Source organism: Collinsella sp. CLA-ER-H3, assembly GCF_040092425.1.
Classification (GTDB): domain Bacteria; phylum Actinomycetota; class Coriobacteriia; order Coriobacteriales; family Coriobacteriaceae; genus Collinsella.
In genome coordinates this window covers 235,347-248,554 of sequence record NZ_JBBNLP010000001.1, presented here as the reverse complement: position 1 = coordinate 248,554, position 13,208 = coordinate 235,347, and the positions used below count along the sequence as shown (strand labels likewise).

General features: G+C 60.6%; 13 protein-coding genes and 1 tRNA gene. All 14 read right to left on the bottom strand.

Features of this window, described 5'->3' with window-relative positions; all coding sequences use genetic code 11:
• Positions 1-266: 266 nt before the first annotated feature.
• Positions 267-815 (bottom strand): DUF2798 domain-containing protein, encoded by a 549-nt coding sequence (locus tag AAAX32_RS01125; RefSeq protein WP_349099686.1) that lies wholly within the window; start codon positions 813-815, stop codon positions 267-269.
• Between the two features lie 311 nt (positions 816-1,126).
• The gene (locus AAAX32_RS01120; protein WP_225093848.1) at positions 1,127-2,695 is read right to left on the bottom strand and encodes a threonine/serine exporter family protein; all 1,569 of its coding nucleotides are present in this window, start codon (positions 2,693-2,695) and stop codon (positions 1,127-1,129) included.
• A 410-nt stretch (positions 2,696-3,105) separates the two neighbouring features.
• Positions 3,106-5,070: a lysine--tRNA ligase gene (gene lysS / locus AAAX32_RS01115; RefSeq protein WP_225093849.1), complete on the bottom strand. Its 1,965-nt coding sequence runs from the start codon at positions 5,068-5,070 to the stop codon at positions 3,106-3,108.
• Between the two features lie 79 nt (positions 5,071-5,149).
• Positions 5,150-5,620: a transcription elongation factor GreA gene (gene greA, locus AAAX32_RS01110; RefSeq protein WP_006234960.1), complete on the bottom strand. Its 471-nt coding sequence runs from the start codon at positions 5,618-5,620 to the stop codon at positions 5,150-5,152.
• Positions 5,621-5,726: 106 nt separating this feature from the next.
• Entirely contained in the window at positions 5,727-6,002 is a 276-nt protein-coding gene (gene tatA, locus AAAX32_RS01105; RefSeq protein ID WP_022094895.1) for a twin-arginine translocase TatA/TatE family subunit, read from the bottom strand.
• 112 nt (positions 6,003-6,114) lie between these two features.
• Positions 6,115-6,191: transfer RNA gene (locus tag AAAX32_RS01100), tRNA-Pro, on the bottom strand.
• Between the two features lie 49 nt (positions 6,192-6,240).
• Entirely contained in the window at positions 6,241-7,137 is an 897-nt protein-coding gene (ispE, locus tag AAAX32_RS01095) for a 4-(cytidine 5'-diphospho)-2-C-methyl-D-erythritol kinase (protein WP_249934338.1), read from the bottom strand.
• Between the two features lie 2 nt (positions 7,138-7,139).
• A complete protein-coding gene (locus tag AAAX32_RS01090; RefSeq protein WP_006234957.1) occupies positions 7,140-7,436 on the bottom strand; it encodes a Veg family protein in 297 nt (98 codons plus the stop codon).
• A gap of 183 nt (positions 7,437-7,619) precedes the next feature.
• Positions 7,620-8,066 carry a D-aminoacyl-tRNA deacylase gene (dtd, locus tag AAAX32_RS01085; RefSeq protein WP_138339581.1) on the bottom strand — a complete coding sequence of 149 codons (447 nt, stop codon included), beginning with the start codon at positions 8,064-8,066 and terminating at the stop codon, positions 7,620-7,622.
• A gap of 3 nt (positions 8,067-8,069) precedes the next feature.
• Complete coding sequence (gene rdgB, locus AAAX32_RS01080) at positions 8,070-8,711, bottom strand: RdgB/HAM1 family non-canonical purine NTP pyrophosphatase (protein WP_138339580.1); 642 nt, start codon at positions 8,709-8,711, stop codon at positions 8,070-8,072.
• A gap of 141 nt (positions 8,712-8,852) precedes the next feature.
• Positions 8,853-9,578 (bottom strand): ribonuclease PH, encoded by a 726-nt coding sequence (gene rph, locus AAAX32_RS01075; RefSeq protein WP_138339579.1) that lies wholly within the window; start codon positions 9,576-9,578, stop codon positions 8,853-8,855.
• A 54-nt stretch (positions 9,579-9,632) separates the two neighbouring features.
• Positions 9,633-10,517 (bottom strand): glutamate racemase, encoded by an 885-nt coding sequence (gene murI / locus AAAX32_RS01070; RefSeq protein ID WP_117745775.1) that lies wholly within the window; start codon positions 10,515-10,517, stop codon positions 9,633-9,635.
• Positions 10,518-10,568: 51 nt separating this feature from the next.
• Positions 10,569-11,480, bottom strand: coding sequence for an HAD-IIB family hydrolase (locus tag AAAX32_RS01065; protein ID WP_349099682.1), 912 nt, complete (start codon positions 11,478-11,480; stop codon positions 10,569-10,571).
• A 107-nt stretch (positions 11,481-11,587) separates the two neighbouring features.
• Entirely contained in the window at positions 11,588-13,150 is a 1,563-nt protein-coding gene (locus AAAX32_RS01060) for a UDP-N-acetylmuramoyl-L-alanyl-D-glutamate--2,6-diaminopimelate ligase (protein WP_349099680.1), read from the bottom strand.
• Positions 13,151-13,208 lie beyond the last annotated feature (58 nt).

Here is a 13,208-nt window from a genome sequence, read left to right as displayed (position 1 = left end):
GCATTTTTCCCGCTAGAGATATACCACTCTACGTAATACAACAGACTGTTGTATTTAAACTCCGTATAAAAAGCGGCTGCCGAAACGCTTCAGCAGCCGCCGAATGCACCAACAGATTGTTCTGCGCGCTAGCACGTCGGGCAACGGAGCAGCACGGGCCCTCCGGTCATGCGCACCGCTCACGCCCGCGATGTCGCCGAGAGAGCTATCCACGCTTAGGGCTCCAACCAAGCAAGTCGCCCGCGCTCAGCAGATCCCTAAGCGAGCTACTCGCACTCAGGAGCCATAACCTGCTCCAAGAGCTCGGCATGCTCCTCCTCGAAAACCGTCCCCACAGGGAAGGCGCGACGGAAGACGAAGCGGGAAATCGGACCGGCTACCAAAAGGTTCCACGGCAGCGCCATCACAAAATTATGCGGGATGTTGATCATCCAGATCGCGGGCACGGAATACAGGTTCGCAAGGATGCCGCCGGGCATGTGCGTCAGACCCTCACAGGCACCGTACAGCGACATGATGATGACCATGGGAACGACCATGCAGGAGCTGACGGCGAGCGTCATGGCAAGTGGCGAGCTCTTGCCCGGCGTGACCAAGTACTTAAAGGCGAAACCCTTGGCGAGCGGGCTGGCGACGAACCAGTCGCAGCACATGGCAAAAATGTAGGCAACGGGGAAGCCGAGCCACGCAGTGGCAACGACCTCGCCGTTGATGGCCCCGTGCTGCAGGGCAACGTTGTAGATGCTCATCCAGAGCACCATGCAAAAGCACATGATAAAGGTGAACAGCAGGCTCTCTCGTTTGTTGATAGGCATAAAGGGCAGATTCCTCTCTGTGTTGTACCGCGGCGCCACGCAACAAAAACGGGCGGGCAAGATGGAGCTGTTGGGACTTCATCTCGCCCGCCCGTGTTACGCGCGTCTGCGACTACTTATGTGGTGGAACTACCCTAACACGAACGGCGCGCGCTTCGTAAGCGTTGAGTTTGTGGAGATGCAGGGCACCAAAACCCCCGACCCCATAAGTTGCGGTGGAATACGGACTGTTTTGACCCTTTAAGCAACAATTCAGTCCCTATTTCACCGCAACTCATTTGGTGCAAAGTAACCTGTCCCCCTTGTACCAATTAGCTGGTGTGGCGCCAGCGAGGGTCGGTGAGCGTACGCGCCACACCCAGTCCAACGGGCAGAAACGCTACGATGAGCACTGCGCGCACAAACCAGCCGAGCATATTGACCGTGTCGAAGGTGCACATGTAATACATCGAGCGATACAGATACAAGCCCGGCACCATAATGACAATCGAAGGCACCGTGAGGGCGATGCGCGGGTAGGTGAGCTTGACTTCAGCCAAGCTTGCGAGCAGCCCCGATACCAGCGCGCCGATAAACGCTGCTGCCTCGGGAGGCATTCCCGTGCTGAGGCCCAGGAAGGGAATCATCGTCGGCGCATCGACAAGGGTCAGACGCAGGGTATTGGACACGGCGCCGATCAACCCAGCTGCCGCGGCCATCTTTACCGGGCTGTTGAACATCACCGAGAAGCCGAATACGCCAACGAAGCTCATCACCACGCGCAGGAGCGTAAGGGCAAGCGGCGAAAGGCCCAGTGGGGCAAAGTCGTCCGGCGCCAGGCCAACACACTCGGCAACCATCCAACCTACGAGGGTCGCCATCACAATAATCGATACGGCATATGAAAGGCGCTCGATACCGCTTCGCATGTCGAGCTTAGCGATGTCGAGGCCTGCCGTAATGAGTGGAAAGCCGGGAATCACAAAGAGCATGGCGCCGATATAGCCTTCTTGGTGCGACATTGCCCCCGGTATGACCTGGCCAAGGCCGAGCAATGCCAGCAGATACGAAACGCAAGCGAGCGCAACGCCGGTCGTCAGCGCGCTGAACTGACCAAGGCCTTGCTTGAGAATATGGGAGCGGGCAAAGTTGCCGACACCCGCGCCCACGAACGCGCAGGCCATCTCGATAGGGCCGCCGCCGAGCAAAAAGACGAAGGCGCCGCAAGCACAGGCTGCCGCAAGGCCCTGTTGCCAGGGAGAGTAATCAGGCTTTGAGCTCTCAACGGTCCTGAGCATCTCGTGATACTCGTGTACCGTGAAGCGACGACCATAGGTCTCGATTTCCTTGAGGAAACTCTCCATCATCCAAATGCGATGGGTATTGACTCCCGTTGTGGGCAGGCTGACAACCTCGTTAAAGCAGTGGCCATCTTCGATGCAAGTGCACTCAAACGACAGAAGACTCAGGTCGACGTGAATCGTGACGCCGAGTACGGCAGCAACACGATTCATGGTATCGCGCACGCGCCAGGCACCTGTTCCGCTTGCCAGCATAAGCATGCCGGTGCGGCAGATGATGGATGACTTATCGGTGAGTGGCGCATCGACGGCAAGCTCATCGCCTGCCGTCACGATCTGGTGCCAGTCAGTTTTCATATGGAGCGCGCCGGCACGAACGCCGTGGTGCATGGGGGCTCTCGAAAGCAGCGAGTCAAGGCGCGAAGGCTGTGGGGGCTCCGCTGATCCGACCTCGTCCTCGTCGGGCTCTTCATCAATAAGGTCGAAAGTATCGAGCGCCGCCGGCTCGCGACGGTCGATCAATTCCTCGTCCTCATCATCAAAGTAGTTGAACTGATCGAGCATGTCCTCTTCGATTGCACGCTCGCTCGCGTCGTCCATCCCGGTGCTCCCTTCCTGTCGACTAACCCCCATCCTAGGCAGCAACGGCTAAAGGAAACATAAAAGAGACGACTGTCATGCGAGCCATGTGCGCAATAGCCGTTGGGTAGTCGTTTAAGAACGTCCCCAATGACTACATCGATGTTTTGGCAACACCAGCGAGCGGGCCGCATTCCAACCAAGGCAACGCCGCAGGTAGAGGACGGACAGCGAGCCGCGTCCAGCCTGACGGCCAAGGCAACGCCAATGTTTTGGCAACGACAGCGAAAGCCCGCCAGAGTGAGCAAGGTGCCTTGAAACGAGGCGGCATTGACCTTCTGGTCATGCCGCCGAAGTTGAAAGGCAGATTGCCGCTCTGGCGGGCTTGCAGCGTCAACTGGTTACGCGGGTTGGTAAACCCGCGTAACCCCCTAGTACATCTTTGCGCCGGCGGGGATGGAGGCGTCGAGCTGGATCAGGTTGAGGCGCTCCTCGCCCTCCTCCTCGTGGACAGCGCTGATCAGCATGCCGCAGCTGGGAATACCCATCATCTTGCGCGGAGGCAGGTTGGTGATGGCGAGCAAGGTCTTGCCGACCAGGTCCTCGGGCTCGTAATAAGCGTGAATACCGGAGAGGATGGTGCGGTCGGTACCGGTACCGTCGTCGAGCGTAAAGTTCAGCAGCTTCTTGGACTTCTTGACGGCCTCGCATGCCTTGACCTTCACAGCGCGGAAATCGCTCTTGGAGAAGGTATCGAAGTCGACGAACTCCTCGAACAGCGGCTCAACGGCGATCTTGGAGTAATCGAGCGTGGGCTTAAGCGACTCAACGAACGGGCTCGCGGCGTTGCCGGCCTCGGCAGCCTTGGCGGCAGCGGCACCGGACTGGAAACCCTTCTCGGGCTTCATGTGCGGGAACAGCAGCACGTCGCGGATGGAAGCCTGGTTGGTGAGCAGCATGACCACGCGGTCGATGCCGATGCCAATGCCGCCCGCGGGAGGCATACCGTACTCGAGGGCGCGCACGTAGTCCTCGTCATACTCCATGGCCTCATCGTCGCCGCCGGCCTTCTCGGCCATCTGGGCGGCAAAGCGCTCGGCCTGGTCGACCGGGTCGTTGAGCTCAGAGAATGCGTTGGCGTACTCGTGGCCGGCGATGACCAGCTCAAAGCGGTGGGTCAAACGCGGGTCGTCCTCAAAACGCTTGGCAAGCGGGCTGACCTCGATGGGGTAATCGCACACGAACGTGGGGTTGACGATGGTGTCCTCGCCCAGCTCATCGTAAATCTCGGCGATAATCTTGCCGGCGGTCCACTCGGGCTTAATCTCCAGGCCCTTCTCGCGCGCGGCGGCAGCAAGCTCCTCGACCGGCGTGTCAATGGTGACCTGCTTGCCGAGCACGTCGGAGACGATGTCGGTCATGGGACGGCTGGCCCACTCACCAGAAAGGTCGATGGTCTGGCCCTGGTACTCGATGACCTCGGGGTTGCCGATGGCTTTGTTAGCCGCCTTAATGACACCCTGGGCGAGCGCCTTCATGCCCTCGAGGTCGGAGAAGGCACGGTAGGCCTCCATCGTGGTGAACTCGGGGTTGTGGGTAAGGTCCATGCCCTCGTTACGGAAGATGCGGCCGATCTCGAACACGCGCTCAAAACCACCGACGATGCAGCGCTTGAGGTGCAGCTCGGTGGCAATACGCAGGTAGCACTCCTGATCGAGCGCATTGAAGTGCGTGATGAACGGCTTAGCAGTAGCGCCGCCCTGGATGGTCTGCAAGATGGGGGTCTCGACCTCCATGTAGCCGTCGGACTCCATAAAGCGACGGAAGGTGGAGAGAATCTGCGAACGCTTACGGAAGGTCTCGCGAACGTCGTCGTTGGCGATCAGGTCGACATAGCGCTGGCGATAGCGGGTCTCCTTGTCGGAAAGACCGTGGAACTTCTCGGGCAGCGGACGAACGGCCTTGGCAAGCAGGGTCGCGCTCTTAGGGGCAACGGAAAGCTGGCCGCGCTGGGTGCGCACGACCACGCCGGTCACGCCCAGGATGTCGCCCAGGTCGAGAGCCTCGAGCGTATTCCAGGCAGCCTCGTCCATGTCGTTGATGCGGCAGAACAGCTGAATCTCGGCAGTCGCATCGCGCACGACGATGAACATGATCTTGCCCTGACCGCGCTTGGCGACCACACGGCCGGCGATCTTCACGACGTCCTCGGTGTCCTCGCCATCGGCAAGCTCGGCGTACTTAGCCTCGATATCGGCGACGTAGTCCTCAAGCTCAGAGTGCTCGGGATAGGGGTTCTGGCCCGCCTCGAACAGGGCGGCGCGCTTGGCCAGGCGGGTGGCGCGCTCGTCGTTGAGCGTCGATGCCTGTTCGGCGGCGTTCTGGTTCTCTGCCATAAGTTAGCTCCTCAAACTAAAACGCTCCCCAGGATTCGGTCCCAGGGAGCGAAAACATACCTTTACGCGGGACCGTGGTCTAGCGTGCGATCTTGGCGATGGTGTAGACGCGAGTCTTGCCGGAAGGCGTAACGACCTCGACGGAGTCGCCCTCGCCGTGACCGATGATGGCGTGACCGACCGGAGACTCGTTGGAAATCTTGTGCTCGAGCGAGTTGGTCTCGGTGGTACCGACGAGCGTGACTTCCATGACCTCACCGTTGGGATCAATCAGAGAAACGGTGGAACCGATGGAGACGGTCAGATCGCCCGTGGTGGCAGCAACCTGAGCGTTGGCGAGGATGGCCTGGATCTCGGCAATACGAGCGGCGTTCTGGGCCTGCTTGTCCTTAGCGGCATCGTACTCGGAGTTCTCCGAAAGGTCGCCGAACGCGCGGGCTTCCTTGATGTCCTCGACGATCTCCTTGGCGTAATCGCCCTCACGCCAAGCGAGCTCCTCGACGAGCTTCTGGCGGCCCTCAGCGGTCAGTACGATCTGGCTTGCGTCCATACGGATATCTCCCCAACTCTGATCAAACAATCAACTGTCAACAAAACGAAAAAGACCGGCTAGCCTGCGGGCAAGCCGGTCAGGTGCTCACCCCAAAGGGATGGGACTACTCTGCGTCCGCGTCGCTGTCCTCTGCCTGCTTCTTCTTGGCAGCAGCGAGCTTAGCCTCGAGCTCAGCGATCTCCTTGTCCTCCTCGGACTGCTCGACCACGACCTCCTCGGCCTGCTTGGTCTCGGCCTTATCGTCGCCCTCCATACCCTCGCGGATATTCTTGACGGTAGAGCCGAGGGACTTGCCGAGCTTCGGCAGGTTCTTGGGCCCGAAGATAATCAGGACAACGACGAGAATAATGATGAGCTCAGGAGCCCTCAGTCCAAACATGTAGACCTCCACAATACAGCGAGACAAGCTCGAATGAGTATACCGCGGCTATCGCGGTATCACAACAATAGCTAAAAAAAGGGACCGCAAGAAGCGGTCCCTCCTCATGCTCTGGTCGGGTTGACTGGATTTGAACCAGCGACCCCTGCGTCCCGAACGCAGTGCTCTACCAAACTGAGCCACAACCCGTTAGCTCGACTATAGTAACAAAGATTTCCGTCGTGTGCTAGAGAAATTTTTACTTCTTTGGCACTTCGACGCGAACCGTGTTGGGAATGAGCTCCGTCGCGCAGGACCACCAGCCGTTTTGCTGGGCAGCGTCGGCAAGCCTTTCGGCCATGTCGGCGGTGTCGCAAATGGCAAACGAGCAGGCACCCGATCCGCACACATCTACAGCAACGGTGCCGTCCTGTTTACGCAGCCAATCGAGAACCGTTTGAATCTGCGGCTCCATCTGTGCGGAAATGACACCCAAGTTGTTATGGATGAGCGCATATGCCGTCTCTGCATCACCAGCACGCAAGGCAGAAGCCATCGCGCCGGGCTTGTCCGCAGGCACCGGGGCCTCGTCAAAACGTCGATAAGCCTCAATTGTCGAAACGCTCGCCTCGCGCGGCTTAACCAGCACGACGGGCGTCGCGGGCAGCGCTGGGTACTCAGTTGCCAGCACGTCTCCCCCACCTACGTAGAACGCAGGGCTCGCGTGCAAAAAGAACGGGACGTCAGCACCAATGCCGCGCGCGATGTCGTCGAGTGCTGGGTCGGTGCGATCAATGCCCCAGAGCTCCGCCAAGGCGACAATGACCGCGGCCGCATCCGTCGAGGGGCCGCCCAAGCCGGCGCACAATGGAATACGCTTCTCAATCGTCACGCAGATGTTTGCCTCGCGACCATAATGCTCGGCCATAGCAACCGCAGCCCGATACGCCGTATTCTTTTGCATGGGAAAATCTGATGCCGGAACCGTCTGAACGGCCAGCGCCTGCGCCGGCGTGACCGTCACGGTATCGGAAAGACCGACGGCTGCCATCAGGGAATCGACCCTGTGGTAGCCGCGGTCATCGCGCTCGGTATGAACCCCCAGGTAGAGGTTAATCTTTGCCGGCGCGGAAAGAGTCAGGGACCGATCGGTCACCGTTAATGCTCCTCGAGCTGATTGCCGAGCGGGGTAAAGATGTGCTCGCCGCTCTCGGGGTCGAACAGCTCGACCTGACCGGTGAGGACATCGATATACTGGTAGGACTGACGCGACTTACGGCCACGGCGCTCGTCGACCTCGACAATGAAGACGGCGGGGTGGACGCTCTTGATGGTGCCCATGCGCTCGACAACGCGGGTGCGGCCCATGTTGGCCTTAACCTTGACGCGATCGCCCACCATATCGGTCAGCTTCTCGTGGATGTCGTCGACGTGATTGACTTCCATCTCTTCCATGAACAGGGCCTCCAGAAGGTGCAATTCAAAAAGGGGATAATACCCCTAAGATAGACAAAACTCTAATACTATAGCACCCTGCTGTTGCCATACGCAAGTAGCTAAATAAGCCCCGTCCCAAATACGTACCAGACGACAACCTCGCATGACCAGTTGTTACGCGGTTTGGTAAAACCGCGTAACCTAAAGGTTGTCGGTGTCCAAGACGATGGTGAATGGGCCGTCGTTGACCAGGTCGACCTTCATGTCGGCGCCAAAGATGCCGTGCGCCACGTGCTCAACGTCCTCGCGCACAAGCGTCAAGAAGTACTCGTAGAGCTCGTTGGCGACATCGGGGGCGCCGGCATCCGTAAACGATGGGCGGCGGCCGTGGCGGCAGTCGGCAAATAGCGTGAACTGCGACACCACGAGTACCTCGCCGTCGACATCGGCCAGTGCCAAGTTGGTCTTGCCGTTCTCGTCCTCGTTGATGCGCAAGCCCCGGAGCTTGCCCCACAGCTTATCAGCCTCGGCGCGCGTGTCGCCGTGGCCCACGCCCAGCAGCACTAGATAGCCGCGCCCAATTTTGCCCACGCACTCGCCGTCGACCGTCACGCCGGCGTTGAGTACGCGCTGCACCACCGCGCGCACGGCCTACTCCTCGCCCGTCAGTTTGGCGGACAGATGCTCGAGCGCGTGGAAACGATGGCTGATGGCGTTCTTCTCGTCCGCCGTCAGCTCGGCCATGGTCTTGCCCGGCGTGTCGACCGGCAGGAACAGCGGGTCGTAGCCAAAGCCGTGATCGCCGCGGCCCTCGTGTGCGATAGCGCCCTCGCAGGCGCCCTCACCATAGGTGACCAAACCGTCCGTGTCGATGAGCGCAACGACGCTTATAAAACGCGCGGTGCGATCCTCGTCTGCCACGCCTTCCAGGTTAACGAGCAGCTTGGCGTTGTTGGCGGCATCGTCGCCATGCACGCCCGCATAGCGCGCGCTATACACGCCCGGCTCGCCGTCCAGGGCATCAACGACCAAGCCCGAATCGTCGGCAATGGCCATGAGCCCCGTCTCTTCGACGGCAGCCTGCGCCTTGATGATCGCGTTCTCCAAAAACGTTGTGCCGTTTTCCTCGGGGTCCTCAAAATCGCCCAGCTGACCGAGCGCCACAAAGCGTACCTCGGGCATGACCTTGCCCAAAATGGCCTCAATCTCGGTGAGCTTATGGGCGTTGCCGGTTGCCACGACGATAGTTGCAGCCGGGTCGAGAGTGTCGATGTCGATCTTCTCAAGTGCCATAACTGGCCTCCTTGTCTCTATAGCAAGCTGCGTGAGGGGCGTTCGGGCACTTGGCCTCTCCCCTCTCAGGCAATCAGACCTTTCAACGCAGCATTTCCGCAGATAAAACCTACCAAAATAAACCTGTCCCTATTTGGCAGGTTAGGCGATGGCTTGGCGCTGAAGCTCGATGAGCTCGGCGATACCCTTGTCGCCCAGGTCGAGCAGGGCGTTGAGGCGTTTGCGGTCGAAGGGCGCCTGCTCGCCGGTGCCCTGGAGCTCGATCATCTCACCGGTTTCGGTGGCGACGAGGTTCATGTCGACCTCGGCATGGCTGTCCTCGGAATAATCGAGGTCAAGCAGCGTATTGCCGTCGACAACGCCCATGGAGATGGCAGCCACCTGGCCGATAAGCGGGATGCGTTCGATCTTGCCCGCCTCGACCCACATGGCGAGGGCGTCGTGCAGCGCCACCCAGGCGCCGGTGATGCTCGCTGTACGCGTGCCGCCATCGGCCTGAATCACATCGCAGTCGACGGTGACGGTGTACTCGCCGAGCGCCTTCATGTTGACGACGGTACGCAGGCTGCGGCCAATGAGGCGCTCGATCTCCATGGAGCGACCCTTGCGGTTGGCATGCTCGCGCTTGCAGCGCTTGCCGGTCGACGTCGGCAGCATGGCGTATTCCGCGGTCACCCAGCCGGCCTTAGCTCCCTTTCGCCAGCCCGGCACGCCCTCCTCGATAGTGGCGGCGCACAGCACGCGCGTGTCGCCGAACTCGGCCAAACACGAGCCGTGGGCGTGCTTCATGACGCCACGGGTGAGCTTAACGGGGCGCAACTCGTTGGCGGCGCGACCGTTGGCGCGGTTGACCTGCATGTACTCCATAGAAATATCCTTTCGGCAAAAGATGTGGCGAAGGCTTTGGCGGCTGCCTTACATCTATTTCAGCTCATCGATATCGATATGTTCGATGCTCTTGAGCGGCTGACCAAAGATAAAGCTGCCCGCCACCGCAAACTCGGCAATGTTATCGGCCGTCGTGGCAAAACGATGCTGCGGCTCGGCGGCGTCGCCCGCCAGCTGCTCGCGGCGCGTGAGGATATCGGTCAGCTCGCGTGTGGTCTCCTCGGCGGAACTCACGACGCGCACCCCAGGCCCCAGCGCATGGCGGATAGGTCCCACCAACAGCGGAAAATGCGTACAGCCGAGCACCACGGTATCGATACCGTGGTCGCGCAGCGGCTCAACCGTGGCACCCACCAGCGCACGCACGGCAGGCGTATCGAAGATGTCCTCGTTCTCAAGCCACTGTTCCTGCAGATGCGCACCCGAGGCGAGCTCGTGTTCGACAACCTCGACAAAGCTCGAGGCAGGACAGCCGTATACATCGACGCCGGCATCTAGATCCTGAATGGCGCGCGTGTAGGCGCCCGAGCGAATGGTGAGGTTGGTGGCGAGCACGCCCACGCGACGCGAGCGGGTGCTGTTGATTGCCGCACGGGCACCCGGCGCGATCACACCGATCACGGGAACGTCGAGCACCTGCTGGGCCAGACGCAAGGCCGCAGCGGTCGCCGTGTTGCAGGCGATGACCATAATCTTGACGTCGTGCTTCGAAAGCCAACGACCCGCCTGCAACGCAAACGAGCGCACCTCATCCTCGGTGCGCGTGCCGTAAGGGCAGCGCTTGGTGTCGCCAAAGTAGTAGACGGACTCGTGCGGCAGCGCCGTCGCAATCGCGCGCGCAACCGTCAGACCGCCCAAACCAGAATCGAACACGCCAATCGGGCGCGTGTCGCCTGCCGGATTCTCGATATCGGACATTACCTCACCAGTCTCTCTCGAAAAGACATGTCCAAGTGCGGCGACGCCGCGCTACGAACGCGCCGCGACCAGCAGCTCTGCCGTCGCCGCCCAACCGTCGACAATTTTGCCGCGCGTAACGAAAGCGTTCTCGCAAGCAGCCAGGAACTCGGGCGCGCCGGCGCTCGTCAGGCCATTCTCGACCAGGCAGAACGTGCCCACGTGATCGGCCATGTAGAAGTCGGACTCGGAGTCGCCGAGCGCGAGCGTCTCCTCGCGCTCGATCCCTAGGTGCTCGCAGAAGCGCGCGATGGCAACGCCCTTGTTGAGACCCGCGGGGTTGATGTTGAATGCGCGACCGTCCTCGACGCGATCGAGCTCGAGCGTCGTCGGCTTGGACAGGTGAGTCAGATGACCGTTGCAAGCCCAGATCAGACCGCAGCCGGCCTCGTCCAGGATGGCCTGGACCTCATCGTCGGGCACATCGCCGCGCATGCCGACGGTGACCTCACGGTATTTGTAGCCGGTCGACATGTCGTTGTGGTACTCGATCTTGTGCGGCCAGCGGGCAAGGATCTTCTCGCACACGCCGGTCTGCTCGATCACCTGGTGCGGAGTAAGGCCGCAGACGGGGTCGTAAGGCATGTCACCGGTCAGATACTCCCAATCGTTGGCTTTGAGGTCGTACATAACCAGACCGCCCATCTCACCAATGTAGGAGTTGAGGCCGAGCACGCGCGCGTCCTCGTGGATCATGGTACGGTTGCGGCCCGAGGTGGGAACCACCTGAATACCAGCGCGAGCGAGCGCCACGACGGCCTCGACGAGTTTGGTCGAAGGGTTGCCGTCGTTGTCGCGCAGCACGCACGAGCCGGGTGCGAGCATCGTGGCATCCAGGTCGGTAAAGACGTACTTGACCTTGGCCAAGCGCTCGCGCATCTCGCCCGAAAGCTCGGCAACGGTCGGCAGGGTGTTGTGGGACATGGTTACTCCGTTTACGTAGAAGGGTTTGGACTTGGACGGCATGTTTTGATTGAGGGAACACGCTTATGGCGACAGCGCACTCAGGGCGCCGCCGCCATCATGGTTCATTAGTCAAACTGGGTAACATCAATCAGGCGATTGGCCAACGAAAGGTCGCTCTCGATGGGCACAAACTCGTCGCCCACGTGCATGAGCTCCTCGTCACCCTTTGCCAGCAGCAAGACAATGGTGGGGGCATCGGGGTTGACGTACTCCTCGCGCGCCGCCTTGAACGCCGCATGCACAGCGGCTTCGCGATCGAGGATGATCTTGTTCGGCGTATCGTCGGGAACATGTTCGGCAAGCTCGCGACAGACCTTCATCGGGTCCTCGTGAGCCGGGTCCTCGTTGGCAAAGATCATCAGGTCGGAATATGGTGCGGCCTCGCGCGGAAGCTGCTCGCGGCGCTCCTGCGCCTTGCCGCCGGCAGCGCCAAACACCGCAATGACTGGACTAGCGGGAAACGCGCGCTTGACCGACGAGAAAAGCGAACGGAACGAAAGCTGGTTATGCGCATAGTCAACGACGCAGATCACGCGGCCGTCCTTCGACTCCACGACCTCCATACGGCCCGGCACACGCAGTTTGGAGAGGCCCTTCTTGATGGCATCGATACCGATGCCGATCTCGCGCGCAGCGGCGATAGCGACCAGCGCGTTCTCCACGTTAAAGTCGCCCGCGATACCCAGCAGGATCTTCTCCCCCGCCTCGGATTCGTCGGCACACAGGCCATGCAAGTTGAACTCGATGCTAAAGCCGACCATGCGTACGTCGCTCGCCCACAGGCTTGCCTCGGGATGCTCGACGCCAACGGTCACCAAGCGCTCGGCCGTCGACGCTGCTTCCAGCACACGGTCAACCTCTTCGGTGCCCAGATTCACCACGGCGGTCTTTGCCTGGTCAAAGATCCTGAGCTTGCTCTCAAAATAATCCTCGAAGGTCGGGTGCTCGATCGGCGAGATGTGGTCGCGGCCGATGTTGAGGAAGCACGCCACGTCAAACGGCAGATTCTCGACGCGTTGGTACTTGAGCGCCTGGCTCGAGACCTCCATGACCATGGACTGGCGACCGGACATGCGGCAGTTGGCGATATGGCGCCAGACCTCGGGGGCCTCGGGCGTAGTATTGGTGCTCTCGTAACACTCGATGCCATCGTCGGTACTCACCGAGCCGATCATGCCGCAGGACTCGCCCGCCGCCTTGATGATGGACTGGAGCATAAAAGCGGCCGTGGTTTTTCCCTTGGTGCCGGTGATGCCCACGATCTTGACGTCGTGGTCGGGACGGTCGTAGACCTCCGGCGGCAACAGGGCCATGGCCGTGCGAACGCTGTCCACGACCAGCATCGCAGCACCGCTCTCCTGCGCCAGCGGCTCCAGAGACTCGACCAGCGACTCCTCGCACACAAATGCGACGGCGCCCGCATCGAGCGCCATGCGCAAAAACGCGGGCTTAAAGGCAGCACCTTTGCAGAAGAACACGTCACCTGCCGAGACCGCGCGCGAATCAAACGAGCAGCCGGTCACGGCACGCTCGTCAACCTGCTCCGATGCGCGCAGCTCGCCGCACACATCGAGAAGCTTGGCAAGCGCATCGACCGTGGTCACGATCGCGGAATCCGAATGGTGCATCTTTCACCTTTCTCAGCCATTTGGCAGGGACGGTTTTTATAGTAACTGAAACGCACCC

Bases quoted from the DNA above. Each gene is read 5' to 3' on its own strand.
- AAAX32_RS01065 (WP_349099682.1), bottom strand. From the start codon at position 11,480: ATGTCCCACAACACCCTGCCGACCGTTGCCGAGCTTTCGGGCGAGATG.
- AAAX32_RS01060 (WP_349099680.1), bottom strand. From the start codon at position 13,150: ATGCACCATTCGGATTCCGCGATCGTGACCACGGTCGATGCGCTTGCC.
- murI (WP_117745775.1), bottom strand. From the start codon at position 10,517: ATGTCCGATATCGAGAATCCGGCAGGCGACACGCGCCCGATTGGCGTG.
- tatA (WP_022094895.1), bottom strand. From the start codon at position 6,002: ATGTTTGGACTGAGGGCTCCTGAGCTCATCATTATTCTCGTCGTTGTC.
- AAAX32_RS01090 (WP_006234957.1), bottom strand. From the start codon at position 7,436: ATGGAAGAGATGGAAGTCAATCACGTCGACGACATCCACGAGAAGCTG.
- lysS (WP_225093849.1), bottom strand. From the start codon at position 5,070: ATGGCAGAGAACCAGAACGCCGCCGAACAGGCATCGACGCTCAACGAC.
- rph (WP_138339579.1), bottom strand. From the start codon at position 9,578: ATGGAGTACATGCAGGTCAACCGCGCCAACGGTCGCGCCGCCAACGAG.
- AAAX32_RS01120 (WP_225093848.1), bottom strand. From the start codon at position 2,695: ATGGACGACGCGAGCGAGCGTGCAATCGAAGAGGACATGCTCGATCAG.
- rdgB (WP_138339580.1), bottom strand. From the start codon at position 8,711: ATGGCACTTGAGAAGATCGACATCGACACTCTCGACCCGGCTGCAACT.
- greA (WP_006234960.1), bottom strand. From the start codon at position 5,620: ATGGACGCAAGCCAGATCGTACTGACCGCTGAGGGCCGCCAGAAGCTC.
- AAAX32_RS01125 (WP_349099686.1), bottom strand. From the start codon at position 815: ATGCCTATCAACAAACGAGAGAGCCTGCTGTTCACCTTTATCATGTGC.